The 16,311-nt window shown below is 61.1% G+C and carries 13 protein-coding genes; 7 read left to right on the top strand and 6 right to left on the bottom strand.

From position 1 onward, the window contains the following. Positions 1 to 62: 62 nt before the first annotated feature. Complete coding sequence (gene zwf / locus H1204_RS03835) at positions 63 to 1,520, bottom strand: glucose-6-phosphate dehydrogenase (protein WP_180729889.1); 1,458 nt, start codon at positions 1,518 to 1,520, stop codon at positions 63 to 65. Between the two features lie 531 nt (positions 1,521 to 2,051). Between zwf and H1204_RS03840 the strand changes: the two genes are divergently transcribed. From H1204_RS03840 to ugpC, 4 genes are all read left to right on the top strand, one after another. Further along, entirely contained in the window at positions 2,052 to 3,299 is a 1,248-nt protein-coding gene (locus H1204_RS03840; protein ID WP_180729890.1) for an ABC transporter substrate-binding protein, read from the top strand. A 213-nt stretch (positions 3,300 to 3,512) separates the two neighbouring features. After that, complete coding sequence (locus H1204_RS03845; RefSeq protein ID WP_176054286.1) at positions 3,513 to 4,391, top strand: sugar ABC transporter permease; 879 nt, start codon at positions 3,513 to 3,515, stop codon at positions 4,389 to 4,391. Next, positions 4,381 to 5,238 (top strand): carbohydrate ABC transporter permease, encoded by an 858-nt coding sequence (locus tag H1204_RS03850; RefSeq protein ID WP_176054276.1) that lies wholly within the window; start codon positions 4,381 to 4,383, stop codon positions 5,236 to 5,238. The genes H1204_RS03845 and H1204_RS03850 overlap by 11 nt, the downstream gene beginning before the upstream one ends. 114 nt (positions 5,239 to 5,352) lie before the next feature. Beyond that, positions 5,353 to 6,468: a sn-glycerol-3-phosphate ABC transporter ATP-binding protein UgpC gene (gene ugpC / locus H1204_RS03855; RefSeq protein WP_180729891.1), complete on the top strand. Its 1,116-nt coding sequence runs from the start codon at positions 5,353 to 5,355 to the stop codon at positions 6,466 to 6,468. Between the two features lie 89 nt (positions 6,469 to 6,557). On the opposite strand, the gene H1204_RS03860 is transcribed toward ugpC, so the two are convergent. The 3 genes from H1204_RS03860 to trxB all read right to left on the bottom strand — a co-directional run bounded on the left by H1204_RS03860 (position 6,558) and on the right by trxB (position 9,224). After that, positions 6,558 to 7,178: a trimeric intracellular cation channel family protein gene (locus tag H1204_RS03860; protein WP_042310530.1), complete on the bottom strand. Its 621-nt coding sequence runs from the start codon at positions 7,176 to 7,178 to the stop codon at positions 6,558 to 6,560. 15 nt (positions 7,179 to 7,193) lie between these two features. Next, complete coding sequence (locus tag H1204_RS03865) at positions 7,194 to 8,009, bottom strand: Smr/MutS family protein (protein WP_180729892.1); 816 nt, start codon at positions 8,007 to 8,009, stop codon at positions 7,194 to 7,196. 213 nt (positions 8,010 to 8,222) lie between these two features. Beyond that, a complete protein-coding gene (trxB, locus tag H1204_RS03870) occupies positions 8,223 to 9,224 on the bottom strand; it encodes a thioredoxin-disulfide reductase (protein WP_091787528.1) in 1,002 nt (333 codons plus the stop codon). 482 nt (positions 9,225 to 9,706) lie between these two features. On the opposite strand from trxB, the gene H1204_RS03875 reads away from it, so the two are divergent. Together H1204_RS03875 and lolA are read left to right on the top strand one after the other, a co-directional pair. Beyond that, positions 9,707 to 12,022, top strand: a complete 2,316-nt coding sequence (locus H1204_RS03875) for a DNA translocase FtsK (RefSeq protein ID WP_180729893.1) — start codon at positions 9,707 to 9,709, stop codon at positions 12,020 to 12,022. Between the two features lie 106 nt (positions 12,023 to 12,128). Next, positions 12,129 to 12,824, top strand: a complete 696-nt coding sequence (lolA, locus tag H1204_RS03880; RefSeq protein WP_180729894.1) for an outer membrane lipoprotein chaperone LolA — start codon at positions 12,129 to 12,131, stop codon at positions 12,822 to 12,824. A 9-nt stretch (positions 12,825 to 12,833) separates the two neighbouring features. Here the strand turns inward: lolA and H1204_RS03885 are convergent, their stop codons facing one another. Beyond that, positions 12,834 to 13,748, bottom strand: coding sequence for a LysR family transcriptional regulator (locus H1204_RS03885; protein WP_180729895.1), 915 nt, complete (start codon positions 13,746 to 13,748; stop codon positions 12,834 to 12,836). A gap of 162 nt (positions 13,749 to 13,910) precedes the next feature. Between H1204_RS03885 and speB the strand changes: the two genes are divergently transcribed. Further along, the gene (gene speB, locus H1204_RS03890) at positions 13,911 to 14,903 is read left to right on the top strand and encodes an agmatinase (RefSeq protein ID WP_180729896.1); all 993 of its coding nucleotides are present in this window, start codon (positions 13,911 to 13,913) and stop codon (positions 14,901 to 14,903) included. 81 nt (positions 14,904 to 14,984) lie between these two features. Here the strand turns inward: speB and cytX are convergent, their stop codons facing one another. Further along, the gene (cytX, locus tag H1204_RS03895) at positions 14,985 to 16,301 is read right to left on the bottom strand and encodes a putative hydroxymethylpyrimidine transporter CytX (RefSeq protein ID WP_180729898.1); all 1,317 of its coding nucleotides are present in this window, start codon (positions 16,299 to 16,301) and stop codon (positions 14,985 to 14,987) included. Between the last annotated feature and the right edge of the window lie 10 nt (positions 16,302 to 16,311).

Raw genomic sequence — 16,311 nt, forward strand, 5'->3', positions numbered from 1 at the left:
ACAAACATCGATCATCGCAGGACAAAACAAAACGCGCCGCTCAAACGTCCAATCGAGTCAGTTCAATTCTCTTCTTCGAGCCAGCAGGTGCCATGCTGCGCGAGCATCGCGCTCGCGGCGGCGGGACCCCACGTGCCCGACGCGTAAGGCTTCGGCTTGCCTGACGCGGCCCATTCGTTGAGGATCGGCTCGACCCACTTCCATGCCGCTTCCTGTTCGTCGCGACGCACGAAGAGGGCGAGGCGTCCGTTGATCACGTCTAGCAGCAGACGTTGATACGCCTCCATCTGGCCTTCCTTGAAGAACTGGTCGAAGGCGAGATCGAGGTGGACGCTCGACAGGTTCATCCCTTCGCCCGGCTTCTTCGCGAGGCAATAGAGGCGAATCGTTTCGTTCGGTTGCAGGCGGATCACGAGACGGTTCGCGCCCGCGCGCAGCGCCGACGCCCCGAGCGCCGAATGCGGCACCGCGCGGAAGTTGACCACGATTTCCGCGACGCGATCGGCGAGCCGCTTGCCCGTGCGCAGGAAGAACGGCACGCCCGCCCAGCGCCAGTTTTCGATCTCGACCTTCAGCGCGACGAACGTTTCCGTCGCGCTGTCCGTCTTCACGCCGGATTCCGTCGCATACGCGGGCACGGATGTGCCGCGAATGACGCCCGCGTGATACTGGCCGCGCACGGCGACCTTGCTGATATCGCGCGGATCGATCGGCTTCAAGGCGCGCAGCACGCGCAGCTTTTCATCGCGGACGGAATCCGAATCCATGGAATGCGGCGGTTCCATCGCGACGATCGAAAGCAGTTGCAGCAAATGGTTCTGCACCATGTCGCGCAACGCGCCCGTATTGTCGTAGAAGTCGCCGCGCGCTTCGACGCCGAGTTCTTCCGCAATCGTGATCTGGATGCTCTCGACCCACTCGCGCCGCCATAGCGGTTCGAACAGCGCATTGCCGAAACGCAGCGCCAGCAGGTTCTGCACGGGCTCTTTGCCGAGATAGTGGTCGATGCGGTAGATCTGCTCTTCGGCGAAGATCTCGCCGACAGCGTCGTTGATCGCATTCGACGAACGCAGGTCATAGCCAAGCGGCTTTTCCAGCACGATGCGCGCGTTCTCGTTCAAGCCCACGGACGCGAGCGCATGGCAGATCGGCACGAACAGCGACGGGCCTGTGGCCAGATAGAACACGCGCGTACCGGCGTGATCCTGCAAGGCATCGCGCAGCTTGACGAAGTCTTCGGCCTTGCCGAGATCGAGCTTCACATACTCGATACGGTCGACAAAGCCCGCCCACGCGTTTTCATCGATGCCGCTCTTCGCGACATGCGCCTTCACGTGCTCATTGACCCATTGCAGATAACCCGCACGGTCTTCCTCATGACGCGCGACAGCAACGATCTTGCCGCTCGCCGCGAGCATGCCTGCACGGTGCGCTTCATACAGAGCCGGGAGAATCTTGCGCATCGACAGATCGCCAGTTCCGCCGAAGAGAACGAAGGTGAAGCTAGAGTCGGTTTGCATGCGTCTCCGTGGGATGTCCGATGGGCCTGTAAGGCGCCCGTAGTCCAATAAAATATTTTTTGACACTGAATTGTAGTTTAACTACAATCCAAATCAAGAGGTAACGTGAATTCGATGAAAAAAGCGTGCGGGGCTTGTGAACAAGCGCCTTTTCGCGGGTGATCGTAGCTTCCCTGCATGTTAACGGACAACGCGTTCCGACATGCGCCAGCGTGCCCTTTGAGCGCGGCGCAGCATGACGGAGACAGGCGTTTTCATTGAACGACGTGCGCGGACCACCTCGAGTCTGCAACGCGCCGCAGTCAGAAGGCGGAGCAGGCAAAAATCAAAAGAGGAGACAGTTCTTGCATCGCAAATCACTCATCTCTTGAGCGTCACGCGGCCGAGCCTCGGCACGCTGGCACAACCACATCATCATGTGCCTGCCCGACGCTCGACCGTCCATCGCATTGCCTGTTTGACCAACCATCACACCCTGGTGACATCAGGGGCCACTCGTTTTTAAGTTCAGGTGTCTGGAGGAGATAAGCAATGAAATTCCGTGCGATCATGGGCGCCCTGTGCGCCGCAGGTCTGATGTGTGGCGTCGCCACGGCACAGGCGGCCGAATCGGTTGAAGTGCTGCACTGGTGGACCTCGGGCGGCGAATCGAAGGCTGTCGGCGTGTTGAAGGACGACCTGCAGAAGCAGGGATACACGTGGAAGGACTTCGCGGTGGCAGGCGGTGCGGGCGCAGCGGCCATGACGGCACTGAAGACCCAGGTGATCTCGGGTAACGCGCCGAGCGCGGCTCAGATCAAGGGTCCGCTGATCCAGGACTGGGCATCGCAAGGCGTGCTGGTGAACATCGACTCCGTCGCGGGTGACTGGAAGAAGAACCTGCCGCCCGAAATCGACAAGATCATCCACGCAGACGGCCACTATGTCGCCGCGCCGTTCTCGGTGCACCGCGTCAACTGGCTGTACATCAACAAGGAAGCGCTCGACAAGGCAGGCGGCAAGGTGCCGACCACGTGGCCTGAGTTCTTCGCTGTCGCCGACAAGATGAAGGCAGCCGGCATCCAGCCGATCGCCATGGGCGGCCAGCCGTGGCAAGACCTGACGCTGTGGGAAGACGTCGTGCTGTCGCAAGGCGCGGACTTCTACAAGAAGGCGCTGGTCGACCTCGACCAGAAGACGCTGACGTCGGAGAAGATGGTCGGCGTGTTCGACACGGTCCGCAAGATCCAGGGTTACTTCGACAGCGGCCGCACGGGCCGTGACTGGAACCTGGCAACGGCGATGGTCATCAACGGCAAGGCCGGCATGCAGTTCATGGGCGACTGGGCGAAGGGCGAGTTCGCGAACGCGAACAAGAAGTCCGGTTCCGACTACATCTGCGCAGCGGTTCCGGGCACGGAGAAGTCGTACACGTTCAACGTCGACTCGTTCGTGTTCTTCCAGCAGAAGGGCCAGAAGGCAGCGACGGCGGGTCAGCTCGCGCTCGCGAAGACCATCATGAGCCCGGACTTCCAGGAGCAGTTCAGCCTGTACAAGGGCTCGATCCCGGTCCGCCTGGGTGTGTCGATGGATAAATTCGACGACTGCGCGAAGAAGTCCTACGCTGATGAACAGACGGCCATCAAGTCGGGCGGCTATGTGCCGTCGCTGGCTCACGGCATGGCTCAGCCGGACGCAGCAGCAGGCGCAATCTCGGACGTCGTGACGAAGTTCATGAACTCGAATCAGGACTCCAAGACCGCCGTTGCTGCACTCGCGAAGGCTGCGAAGACCAAGTAAGGCAGTCGTAGCACAGTTGTAGCAGAACGCCCGGCGCGCATGGCCTTTAATAAACCATGCGTGCCGGACGACGATGGTGCAATGCATCACCGCGCCTCTGCCGTTCTGGTGTCTTCCCCTGATGCCTGACGGCACAGTTCCAGGAGTCAAGTTGTGACTGCTTCTATTAGCGGAAACGCAAAAGGCACGGCGTCAACCGCACGCGTGTCGCCGATGGCGGCATTGGCCGACCGCTGGATGCCGAAGCTGGTGTTGTCTCCCAGCATCGTAATCAGCCTTGTCTTTGTCTACGGTTTCATTCTCATCACGGGCTATCTGTCGCTGTCTACTTCGCGATTGATGCCGCGTTACGATTTCGCCGGTTTCGACCGGTACGTCGAACTGTTCGATAACGACGTATGGTGGACGTCGGCGGCGAACCTTGGCTGGTTCGGCATTCCGTTTATCGCGATCTGCGTCGGCTTGGGTCTGTTTCTCGCGATCCTGCTCGATCAGAAAATTCGCAATGAAGGCGCATTGCGTGCGGTGTTCCTGTATCCGATGGCGCTGTCGTTCATCGTGACGGGCACGGCATGGCAGTGGATTCTGAACCCCGATCTCGGCTTCCAGAAAGTGCTGAACGACTGGGGCTGGACGAGCTTCTCGTTCGGCTGGCTGGGCGACCCCGACAAGGCGATTTTCTGCGTCGTGATCGCGGCCGTGTGGCAATCGACGGGTTTCGTGATGGCGCTGTTCCTCGCGGGTTTGCGCGGTGTCGACAGCGAAATTTTCAAGGCTGCTCAAGTGGACGGCGCGACGCTGCCGACCATCTACCGCAAGATCGTGATTCCGAGCATGCGCCCCGTGTTCTTCTCGGTGCTGCTGATTCTCTGCCACATCACGATCAAGACCTTCGACCTCGTCGTCGCGTTGACGGCGGGCGGTCCGGGCACGTCGTCGTCGCTGCCCGCGATGTTCATGTACACGTTTTCGTTCAACCGTGGGCAACTGGGCGTCGGCGCTGCGTCGTCGATGATGATGCTCGCAACCGTCGTGGCCGTGCTCGTGCCGCTGATGTATCTCGAATCGAGGAGCACGCGCAATGCAGCCTAAGATGAACATCAGTCGCGTTGTCATCTATGCGGCGCTGATTCTGTTTGCGTTGTACTTCCTGTTCCCGCTGTACGTGATGCTGTCGACGTCGTTCAAGGACATCGACCAGCTGCGCAGCGGCAACCTGCTGACGCCGCCGACGCACTGGACCTTCGCGCCGTGGATCAAGGCATGGAGCGAAGCCTGTACGGGCGTGCGCTGCGAAGGCATGCAGCCGTTCTTCTTCAATTCGGTGAAGATGGTGATCCCGGCCGTGCTGTTGTCGTCGATCATCGGCGCGTTCAACGGTTATGTGCTGACGCACTGGCGCTTCCGTGGCGCGGATGCGTTCTTCACGATGCTGCTGGTCGGCTGCTTCATTCCGTTCCAGGCGATCCTGCTGCCGATGGCGCGCGTGCAAGGCTACTTCGGCCTGTCGAACACGATTGGCGGGCTGGTGCTGGTGCACGTGGTCTACGGTATCGCATTCACGACGATGTTCTTCCGCAACTTCTACGTGAGCGTGCCGGCAGAACTCGTTAAGGCGGCGCGTATCGACGGCGCCGGGTTCTTCATGATCTTCACGAAGATCATGATGCCGATCTCGCTGCCGATTTTCATGGTGTGCCTGATCTGGCAATTCACGCAGATCTGGAATGACTTCCTGTTCGGTATCGTGTTCTCCGGCGTCGATTCGATGCCGATCACCGTGGCGCTGAACAACCTCGTGAATACGTCGACGGGCGTGAAGGAATACAACGTCGACATGGCGGGCGCGATCATCGCGGCACTGCCGACGCTGCTCGTCTACGTGATCGCCGGCCGCTATTTCGTGCGCGGCCTGACGGCGGGCGCGGTGAAGGGTTAATTTTTGTGTAGACCGCTGCTTGCGCGTTGACGTGAGCGGCGGTGCTCAACGGTATTCGGCTCGCGTCGCCAGCTAGCGATGCATCCGCAGTACAGAGACTAGAGGATTCACAGCATGGCAAGCCTTTCCATCCGTGACGTGTACAAGACCTACCCGAACGGGGTGCCTGTCCTGAAGGGTGTCAATATCGACATCGAAGACGGTCAGTTCCTGATTCTCGTCGGCGGCTCGGGCTGCGGTAAGTCGACGCTGCTCAACATGATCGCCGGTCTCGAGACCGTGACGAAGGGCGATATTCAGATCGGCGGCAAGACGGTGAACAACCTGTCGCCGAAAGATCGCGATATCGCGATGGTGTTTCAGTCGTATGCGCTGTATCCGTCGATGACGGTGCGCGAGAATATTTCCTTCGGGTTGAATATCCGCAAGGTCGCGAAGGGCGAGCAGGATCAGATTGTCGCTCGCGTTTCGAAGCTGCTGCAGATCGAGCATTTGCTGGATCGGAAGCCTGGCCAACTGTCTGGTGGGCAGCGTCAGCGGGTGGCGATGGGGCGTGCTTTGGCGCGTGATCCGGCTATGTTCCTGTTTGACGAGCCGTTGTCGAACCTCGATGCGAAGCTGCGGATTGAGATGCGCTCGGAAATCAAGCTGCTGCATCAGCGCCTGGGTACGACTATCGTTTATGTGACGCATGATCAGATCGAGGCTATGACGCTCGGCGATCGTATCGCGGTTATGAAGGATGGCGTCGTTCAGCAGTTCGGTGCGCCGCAAGAGATTTATGATTCGCCTTCGAATCTGTTTGTGGCTGGGTTTATCGGCGCGCCGCCGATGAACTTCATTCAAGGTAAGGTTGTTGAGCAAGGTTCAGGCGTTGGGCTCGAGCTTGATACGGGTGTAAAGCGGTCGGTGCTGAATCTGCCTTTCGATGGGGCGGTAAAGGGGCATGTGGGGAAGGATGTGATTCTCGGTCTGCGTCCTGAGCGGATCACCGATGCGCGTAATGCTCATAATGCCGACGACGCTAAACTGCAAGCTATCGATGTTAAGGTCGATGTGATCGAGCCGACTGGGCCGGATACTTTGGTGTTCGCGCAGGTTAATGGGAAGCGCATCGTTAGCCGCGTTCACCCGAGTTCTAATCCGCTGCCTGATCAAAACATGGCGCTGATGTTTGATGTCTCTAAGGCGGTTCTGTTTGATCCTAAGACGGAAGAGCGGATTGCTTAAAGGCAGACGTTAGTAAATTAGCCTCAAGGAAAAGGTCCCGTGGATGATTCCCGGGGCCTTTTTTATTTCTGCAGCCGACCAGGGGAAGTTCAGTGTGGCAGTCTCACATCCAACTTGAACGTCACCAATCGAGCCACAAGAATGAACCCCGTAGCAATCAACACGCTGTAGACCGTATCAAAGTTGATGTAATCCAGCAGCAGATAAACCCAACACCCAACGAGTGCACAAGTCGCATACGGCCGCGAATCACGAAGGATGAGCGGCACCTCATTGCAAATCACATCCCGAATAATCCCGCCGAACACGCCGGTGGCGACGCCCATCATCGAAGCCACGAACCACGGCATCTGCGCATCGAGCGCGAGCGACGTCCCCGAGATGCTAAACAGCCCGAGCCCCACTGCATCCGCCACCAGCAGAGCCCGCTCGTTAAAAACCCGCGTATATGCCTTAAGCACAAACGGCGCAAAGAACGAGAGAACAAAGATCAGAATCGCGTACCACTGATGCTCGACCCAATAGAACGGCCTCCGATCGAGCAAAATATCTCTCACCGTCCCACCGCCGAAAGCCGTCGCCATCGCCACAAGAAAAGTCCCAACAGCATCGAGCCGTCTCGTACGAGCTTCGATGAACCCTGAGATTGCGTAGGCGAGAATAGCCAGCGCTTCCATGATTGAAAGCGCGAGAGTGAGACGAGGATGCATCGTTGAAAAGCCTTCTCAGACTTTGCCGGACGACGAAGAGGAGGACCCAGGACCAACCGACCCAGGCTGCAACAACACAAGCACAGCACCCGCGCCGCCATCATGCGCACGCGCTTGAGAAAACGCGATCACTTCTTCCTTCTGCACGAGCCACGCGCGAACCTTGCCCTTGAGCACAGGTTCTTTCCCAATCGATCCGAGCCCTTTCCCATGAATCACCCGCAAGCACCGCAATCCACGCTTGCTCGATTCACGAATAAACTCAGACAGCGCCTCACGCGCTTCTTCCCGACGCATCCCATGCAGATCAAGCTGCGCCTGGACAATCCAGGCACCGCGCCGGAGCTTCTTAACGATTTCCTGGCTCACACCCGGCCGACAATAGGAAAGCGACTCATCGGTATCGAGCAGGACTTCAGGATCGAACTCATCGGAGATCGCCTCATGCAGCACGGCTTCTTCATCGAGTTTCGTCTGAACGGGAACCGGCGCGGGCGGCGTGCGGGGCACAGCCGCGCGCGGTTTCGCGCCGAGCGGCGCGACTTCGCCAATCTCACGTCGAAACAGATCGGCATCCGCAGCAGCCTCGCGTGACGCCTGCGCTGCCGCAGCTTTCTGCCGTTGAGCGCGTTGAGTCGCGCCTTTCAACGCATCGCGCAGACCGCCAAGCCCAGCCAACCCAGCACCAGACTCGACCAACGGCTTTTTCGATGAAGCCGAAGACGAACCCGACCCAGCATCAGAGAATGCCGACGAATCCTCATCAGCAGGAGTAGCCGCCGCAATACGCGGCCGTTTCGGTTCGCTCGGATGGGGCAGATTCTTAGGCATAGCGATCAGACGATGATTCGAAGCGGACAACGGACAATCACCCACAGCAACCCGGGCGAAGAAAAAACAAAAAGGGCCGCCGACATTCGCCGCGGCCCTTCCTACAACGAGAATCTCAGCAACCGCGGCAAGCAGGTGTCTGCCGCTATTCTACCGATCCGCGTCCGCCGTTCTACTGAAACAACCCGGCAAACCCGGACGCGTCAACACCGATCAGCGCTCGGCTTCAGCGCTCATCGCGCGCTCGCCGATCGACTCATGGATGCTTTCCAGATAACGCTGCGCATCCAGCGCTGCCATACAGCCCGTGCCTGCGCTCGTGATCGCCTGACGGTACACGTGATCCTGCACGTCGCCCGCCGCGAACACGCCCGGCACGCTCGTACCCGTCGCGTTGCCCGTCAGCCCGCCGTTCGTGATGATGTAGCCGTTCTTCATCTCCAGCTGGCCTTCGAAGATATCCGTGTTCGGCTTGTGGCCGATCGCGACGAACAGACCTTGCAGTTCGATATCGGTGGTCGCGCCTGTCTTCACGTCCTTGATCCGCAGGCCGTTGACGCCGCCTTCATTGCCCTTCACTTCGTCGAGCGTGTGGTTCCACTTGATCTCGACGACGCCTTCCTTTTCCTTCTCCAGCAGACGGTCGATCAGGATCGGCTCGGCGCGGAACTTGTCGCGGCGATGGATCACGGTGACTTTCTTCGCGATGCCCGCCAGATACAGCGCTTCTTCAACGGCCGTATTGCCGCCGCCGACCACGGCGACGTGCTGCTGCTTGTAGAAGAAGCCGTCGCAGGTCGCGCATGCCGACACGCCGCGGCCCATGAACAGTTCTTCCGACGGCAGACCGAGATATTGCGCCGACGCGCCCGTCGCGATGATCAGCGAATCGCACGTGTACTCGCCCGAATCGCCGATCAGGCGGATCGGCTTCTCGTCGAGCTTGGCCGTGTGGATGTGGTCGAAGATGATTTCGGTGTTGAAGCGCTCGGCGTGTTCGAGGAAGCGCGTCATCAGCTCCGGACCTTGCACGCCGTTGGCGTCGGCGGGCCAGTTTTCGACGTCCGTCGTGGTCATCAGCTGGCCGCCTTGCGCGAGGCCCGTGACGAGCACGGGCGACAGGTTGGCGCGCGCCGCATAGACGGCCGCCGTGTAACCGGCGGGGCCGGAACCGAGAATCAGAACCTTCGCGTGTTTGGTCGGGGAAGCTGGCATGATCGAAATCCGTAAAAAGCGTCGGTCGGCGGCTGAATCACGGCTGCCATGACCGGCGGTACTGGCGTCGAGCCGGAAATCCTGCTTGACACGTTAGTTGGGTATCAGCGCCGTATTATAAAGGGCAGGGCAAGCGGCTGCTTCATGAAGCTTTACGATGAAACCGATAGCCGATGCCAAATGCCTAGCCCCTGCTTCACCCCGTTTCAGCGCCAAATCCAGCCGAAAACCCCCGAGTTTTGCCCCAAAACGTATGGGAATTACGACATTCCTGGCCGTTCGGCCAACGTTACTGTCATTTACAGCCTTGCACGCAACAGTGCGTTTACAATAGTCGCCGACGAACGACAGGCGGCTTGCCGGCAGGATTCGGCTCAACTCGTCGGCACCCGGATCGGTCCCGACGGTGAATTGAAGGGCAACGGGAACCGGAACCGAACCGGAACCCGAAACCGCTGCAAGCCGCACACGCAACAGGCTCAATGGCAAAAGCTACCTATTCCGCGAACGCGCAGGCATTGCCCCATCGCATGTCGCGCCTTTTCACCGAAATCCGCTGGATTCTTCAGGTGGCGCTCGGCGTTTTCCTCGTGATGGCGCTGATCAGTTACAGCCGCCGCGACCCAAGCTGGACGCACGCGGCGCAGGTCGATCACATCTCGAACTGGGCCGGCCGCGTCGGCGCCTGGACCTCCGACATTTTCCTTCTGCTCTTCGGCCTGTCCGCCTGGTGGTGGATCGTGCTGATCGCGCGCCGCATTTCGGCGAATTACAAGCGCATCACGCGTCACGAAGAACCGGACGAAGACGCGCCGCGTGACCATAGCTGGCTCGCGGACGTGTTCGCGTTCGTGCTGGTGCTGCTCGCTTGCGACGGCATCGAAGCGCTGCGCATGTGGTCGCTGAAAGTGCAGTTACCGCGCGCGCCCGGCGGCGTGGTCGGCGAGGCGGTCGCGAAGGGCGTCTCGCATGCGCTCGGCTTTACAGGCGGCACGCTGGCGCTGCTGATCGCGCTGGGTATCGGCTTGTCGCTGTACTTCCGTTTCTCGTGGCTTTCGGTGTGCGAGCGGGTCGGCGATTCGATCATCAACGGTGTCACGCTGGCCAAACTGCGCCGCGAAGCGGGCCGCGACCGCAAGCTCGGCGAAGCGGCGGCCGTGAAACGCGAGGGCAAGGTCGTACAGAGCCGCGTGAAGATCGAGGAGCACGAGCCCGTCGTGATCGTGCCGCCCGTGACGAAGCCGGAGAAATCGGAGCGCGTCGAGAAAGAACGCCAGGTGCCCCTGTTCGACAGCCTGCCTGGCGATTCCACGCTGCCTGCCATTTCGCTGCTCGATCCCGCGCCTGCATCGCAAGAAACCATTTCCGCCGATACGCTCGAATTCACCTCGCGTCTCATTGAGAAGAAGCTGAAGGATTTCGGCGTCGATGTGAGCGTGGTTGCGGCTTATCCTGGTCCGGTGGTCACGCGTTACGAAATCGAACCGGCTGTCGGCGTGAAGGGCAGCCAGATCGTGAATCTGGCGAAGGACCTGGCGCGCTCGCTGTCGCTGACGTCGATTCGCGTCGTCGAGACAATTCCGGGCAAGAACTTCATGGCGCTCGAACTGCCGAACCAGCGTCGTCAGACGGTGCGGCTGTCGGAGATTCTCGGCTCGGCCGTGTACGCCGACGCCGGCTCGCCGCTGACGATGGGCCTCGGCAAGGACATCGGCGGCAAGCCGGTGTGCGCGGACCTCGCGAAGATGCCGCACTTGCTGGTCGCGGGTACGACGGGTTCGGGCAAATCGGTCGGTATCAACGCGATGATTCTCTCGCTGCTCTATAAGGCGAGCGCGGATCAGGTGCGAATGATCCTGATCGATCCGAAGATGCTCGAAATGAGCGTCTATGAAGGCATTCCGCATCTGCTGTGTCCCGTCGTCACAGACATGCGTCAGGCCGGTCACGCGCTGAACTGGACCGTCGCCGAAATGGAACGCCGCTACAAGCTGATGAGCAAGCTTGGCGTGCGTAATCTCGCGGGCTTCAACAACAAGATCGACGAAGCGGCGAAGCGCGAAGAGAAGCTTCCCAATCCGTTCAGCTTGACACCGGACGAACCTGAACCGCTGTCGCGTCTGCCGCATATCGTCGTCGTGATCGACGAACTGGCTGACCTGATGATGGTGGTCGGCAAGAAGGTCGAAGAACTGATCGCGCGTATCGCACAGAAAGCGCGTGCGGCGGGTATCCATCTGATTCTCGCGACGCAGCGTCCGTCCGTCGACGTCATCACCGGCCTCATCAAGGCCAATGTGCCCACGCGGATGGCGTTCCAGGTGTCGTCGAAAATCGACTCGCGCACCATTCTCGATCAGCAGGGCGCTGAATCGCTACTCGGCATGGGCGACATGCTGTATCTGCCGCCGGGCTCCGGCTTGCCGGTCCGCGTGCACGGCGCGTTCGTGTCCGACGACGAAGTGCATCGCGTGGTCGAGAAGCTCAAGGAGCAGGGCGAGCCGAACTATATCGAAGGGCTGCTCGAAGGCGGCGTGTCGGGCGAAGGCGACGAAGGCTCGGCCGACGCGTCGGGAACCGGCGCGGGCGGCGGCGAGTCCGACCCTCTGTACGATCAGGCGGTCGAAATCGTCGTCAAGAACCGCCGCGCGTCGATCTCGCTCGTGCAGCGGCATCTGCGCATCGGCTACAATCGTGCCGCGCGTCTGCTCGAACAGATGGAGCAGTCGGGGCTGGTGTCGGCGATGTCGTCGAACGGCAACCGCGAAATTCTGGTGCCGGCGCGCGAGACGGATTGATCTCCGGCGCTTCATTCATGCGACTGATGACGGACAGCGGCACGCGTCGAGCGTAGCCGCTGTTTTGGCTCACACTCGCTTCGGTCTGGTTAAGGGAGAAAACAATATGTTGCAAATCGTTGGGTCTAAGACCCGTCTTGGCAGTCTGATGCGCACGCTGGCTTTCGGCGCATCGATGCTCGTCGCGTCGCATGCATTCGCAGGCGGCACGGATCAACTTAAGCAGTTCGTGTCGCAAGTGCATTCGGCGCGCGGCGAATTCGTGCAAACGGAAGTGCGCGCACCGAGCAACACGCAGCAACAGGCGAGCGGCGTGCTGTCGACGCAAAACGCGACGCAGAACAAGGTGTCGAGCGGCACGTTCACGTTCGCGCGTCCGGGCAAGTTCATCTGGGCGTATGAGAAGCCGTACGCGCAATTGCTCCAGGCCGACGGCGACAAGCTCTACGTCTACGACAAAGACCTGAATCAGGTGACCGTGCGCAAACTGGGCGGCGCGCTCGGTGCGAGCCCGGCCGCGATCCTGTTCGGCAGCAACGATCTCGACAAGAACTTCACGCTGAAGGACGCGGGCGTGAAGGCGGGCATCGACTGGCTCGAACTGATTCCGAAGTCGAAGGACACGCAGTTTCAGCGCGTCGGCATCGGCTTTCGTGATGGCAACCTCGAAGCAATGGAACTGCACGATGTGTTCGGCAACGTGACGCTGCTGAAATTCTCGAACATCCAGAAGAACCCGCCGCTGCCCGCCGACGCATTCAAGTTCACGGTGCCGAAGGGCGCCGACGTGATCAACGGCTAACCGCCTCGTTCACGCCTGAAGGCCGGGCGACGGATGCGCGGCCTTCATATCGTCGATAAACGCATCGACGATTTCCGTCCGATGCTGCCGCATGCGCGTGACCATGTGAAACGCGACGCGGTAGCCCATCTGCTGCGCGTTCAACGCGGCAAGCAAACCCTCCTTCACATACGGCGCGGCGAAGTGCCCCGGCAGATAGCCGAGGTGATGACCCGACAGCACGAGCATCGCGACGGCTTCCATGTTGTCGGCAACTGCGGTGACGTTGTGCGGCGTCGTCGACGCTTCGGCTTCGGGCAGCGGATAACTGCGCCACGCCCATTCATGCTGCGCCGCGTCGGCGGGTGAGACATTGCCTGCCTGGTCGAACAGCGGATGCCCCTTCGCGCAATACGCAAGCTGTTCCTCGGAAAAAATCTCCGTGTACTCAAGCGACGGAACGCGATGCCAGAAATATCCGATACCGATCTGAATCCGTCCGCTCAGCAGCAATTCTTCGAGTTCGCCCGGCGAGCGCACCAGAATTGAGAAGCGTACAGATTCGTCCCGGGCGCGAAAGCGGGCGATTGCATCGCTGATTCGCGCACTTTCCGACACGGGCGTGTGCCCGATCATCCCGATTCCGAGCGTCCCGACCAGTTTTCGTCCGACATTTCGCGCCTGCGCGCCGAACGCGTCGACGGCGGAAAGCAGCGCTCGCGCCGCTTCGACGAACTGCTCGCCTCGCGCGGTCAGGCTAAATCCGCTGCGGCCGCGCTCGCACAGCCGATAACCCAGACGGGTTTCGAGCGTCGATAGTTGGGTGCTGATCGTGGATTGACCTACATTCAAGGTAGCCTGTGCGGGCGAAACGCCGCCCGCGTCCACGATGGCGAGGAACACGCGGATCAGGCGAAGGTCTAGATCGGTGAGTTGCGAGAACATACGGCAGGATACATCGGTACGAATCGATGTGAAGTTTTTTCTGTTGGCATTTTATCTTCGCCGGAACTGCACAAAAATAAGAAATGCCCCGGCCTCGCGCGCCTTGCGGCGGCTGGATCTCAAGCTTTTATAAGACACGGCGCCTTTCATTGGCGAACCACGATGAATACTTCTTCGAATTTCATTTCCCCGGACCTGACGGAACGGCCCCAGCCGTTGTCGGGCAACGCGATGCCGCGCTCGGGCGGGATTGCCACGATGATGCGGCTGCCGAATGTCGGGTCGGCGGAAGGGCTCGACGTGTGTTTCGTCGGTGTGCCGTTCGATCTGGGGACGTCGAACCGCACGGGCGCACGCTTCGGGCCGCGCCAGATTCGGGCGGAATCGGTCCTGCTGCGCCCGTACAACATGGCGACGCGTGCCGCGCCGTTCGACTCGCTGCGCGTCGCCGATATCGGAGACGTTGCGATCAATCCGTATAACCTGCTGGATTCGATCGGCCGGATAGAGCGCGCTTACGACGAGATCCTCCAACACGGCGCGAAGCCGATCACGCTGGGCGGCGATCACACGATCGCGCTGCCAATCCTGCGCGCAATTCACCGCAAGCACGGCAAGGTCGGTCTGATTCACGTCGACGCGCACGCGGACGTCAACGACACGATGATGGGCGAGAAGATCGCGCACGGTACGCCGTTCCGCCGCGCGGTCGAAGAGGGCCTGCTGGATTGCGATCGTGTCGTGCAGATCGGTCTGCGCGGCACGGGTTACGCGGCGGAAGATTTCGACTGGTGTCGCGATCAGGGCTTCCAGGTCGTGCAGGCCGAGGCATGCTGGAACCAGTCGCTGGCGCCGCTGATGTCGCGCGTGCGCGAACAGATGGGCGACGGCCCCGTCTACATCACATTCGATATCGACGGGATCGATCCTGCTTTCGCGCCGGGCACGGGCACGCCGGAGATCGCGGGTCTGACGGTGCCGCAGGCGCTCGAAATCATTCGCGGCGCGCGTGGGTTGAATATCGTCGGCTGCGATCTGGTGGAAGTCGCGCCGCCGTACGATCCGTTCGGCACGACGGCGCTGCTCGGCGCGAATCTCGCGTTTGAGTTGCTGTGCGTGCTGCCGGGCGTCGAGTATCGGCCGGCGGGACGCTAAGTCTTACCGCGCTCGCGTCTGACGCGAATTAGATGAAGACGCCCCGTGACTTGTGTCGCGGGGCGTTTTTTTCGCGCTTTGTTACGCGTAAGCCTGCTTGCGCGTCGACACCAGCGCGAGATAGCACACCGCGCCGATGGCCAGCGCGGGCAGCGTCGCGCCGAGATTCGGCAGCCACTGGTTGATCGCCTGATACGCGGCGATGCCGACTGCCCACGCGATAAATGCGCTCACGTGCCAGCCGCCCGAGAAGCCGTAGCGGCCTTGCGTATCGGCGAGCGCGGCGGCTTCGATGCGCCGCTTGCGCACGATGAAGTGATCGACCAGCACTACGCCGAACAGCGGTGCAAACACCGAACCGATCAGCAGCAGGAAGTTCTGGTACTTCGCCATCGGCACGACCAGCGCGATCAGCGTGCACAGCGCGCCGAACCCGGCGGACAACAGCGGCACGCTCGCCCGCGTCCAGAACGTGCCCGTCGAGACAGCGGCCGAATGCACGTCGGCGAATGCGTTGTCGATTTCATCGATCAACACCAGCAGTAGCGCGAGGCCGCCGCCCGCTTGCGCGAGCGCCGTCGTCAGCAGCGCATCGCCGCCGCCCGCCGCAAGCCCGTACACCGCGCCGAGCGCGTAGAACCAGATATTCGCAATGCCGTAGCCGAGAATCGTGCCGCGGAACGTCTCGCCCGCCTTGCGGCCGAAGCGCGTGTAGTCCGCGATCAGCGGCAGCCACGACAACGGCATCGCGACAACCAGATCCACCGCGCCGCCGAACGACATCTCCCCAGTGCCCGGACGACGCATCAGCGCGCCGAGATCGTGCTGCGCAAGAACGGCGTAGGTAAGCCACGCGGCGCCCGCGAGCAGCAGCCAGATGCCCCACGAGCGCAGAAAGCGCCGCACGAACGAAAGCGGCCCGCTGATCGCGAGCAGCGTGGCCAGCACGCCGAAAATCAGCGTCCAGACAAGCGGCGCCGAGAAGCCGAACGCCTGTTTCGACAGCGCGTCGGCGGAATCGCGCATCACGATCACTTCGAACGAGCCCCAGCCGGCCAGCTGGATCATGTTCAGCACGGCGGGAATCGACGCGCCGCGCACGCCGAGCGTCGGGCGCAGCGACGACATCGCGGCTAGCCCCGTATCCGTGCCGATCACTCCCGCGAGCGCGAGCAGCACGACGCCGATCACGCTGCCGATCAGGATCGCCAGCAACGCATGCGGCAGCGACAGGCCGGGCACCAGCAGCGCGCCCGCCTGCGCGACCAGCAGCCCGATACCGAGCGAAAACCACAGCGCGAATGCGTCGCCCGTCTTGAACGCGCGGCGCGAGTCCGGCACCGGCTTGAGCGGCGCGTAGGTCGAACCGGACTCGCCGGCGATTGGATCCTGAACCATCGAAATTTTC

This window comes from Paraburkholderia sp. PGU19 (genome assembly GCF_013426915.1).
GTDB lineage: Bacteria > Pseudomonadota > Gammaproteobacteria > Burkholderiales > Burkholderiaceae > Paraburkholderia.

Coding starts and splice junctions, on each gene's coding strand:
- trxB (WP_091787528.1), bottom strand. CDS start 9,224: ATGCCAGCTTCCCCGACCAAACACGCGAAGGTTCTGATTCTCGGTTCC.
- speB (WP_180729896.1), top strand. CDS start 13,911: ATGAATACTTCTTCGAATTTCATTTCCCCGGACCTGACGGAACGGCCC.
- H1204_RS03875 (WP_180729893.1), top strand. CDS start 9,707: ATGGCAAAAGCTACCTATTCCGCGAACGCGCAGGCATTGCCCCATCGC.
- lolA (WP_180729894.1), top strand. CDS start 12,129: ATGTTGCAAATCGTTGGGTCTAAGACCCGTCTTGGCAGTCTGATGCGC.
- H1204_RS03860 (WP_042310530.1), bottom strand. CDS start 7,178: ATGCATCCTCGTCTCACTCTCGCGCTTTCAATCATGGAAGCGCTGGCT.
- cytX (WP_180729898.1), bottom strand. CDS start 16,301: ATGGTTCAGGATCCAATCGCCGGCGAGTCCGGTTCGACCTACGCGCCG.
- H1204_RS03865 (WP_180729892.1), bottom strand. CDS start 8,009: ATGCCTAAGAATCTGCCCCATCCGAGCGAACCGAAACGGCCGCGTATT.
- H1204_RS03840 (WP_180729890.1), top strand. CDS start 2,052: ATGAAATTCCGTGCGATCATGGGCGCCCTGTGCGCCGCAGGTCTGATG.
- H1204_RS03850 (WP_176054276.1), top strand. CDS start 4,381: ATGCAGCCTAAGATGAACATCAGTCGCGTTGTCATCTATGCGGCGCTG.
- H1204_RS03885 (WP_180729895.1), bottom strand. CDS start 13,748: ATGTTCTCGCAACTCACCGATCTAGACCTTCGCCTGATCCGCGTGTTC.
- ugpC (WP_180729891.1), top strand. CDS start 5,353: ATGGCAAGCCTTTCCATCCGTGACGTGTACAAGACCTACCCGAACGGG.
- H1204_RS03845 (WP_176054286.1), top strand. CDS start 3,513: ATGGCGGCATTGGCCGACCGCTGGATGCCGAAGCTGGTGTTGTCTCCC.
- zwf (WP_180729889.1), bottom strand. CDS start 1,520: ATGCAAACCGACTCTAGCTTCACCTTCGTTCTCTTCGGCGGAACTGGC.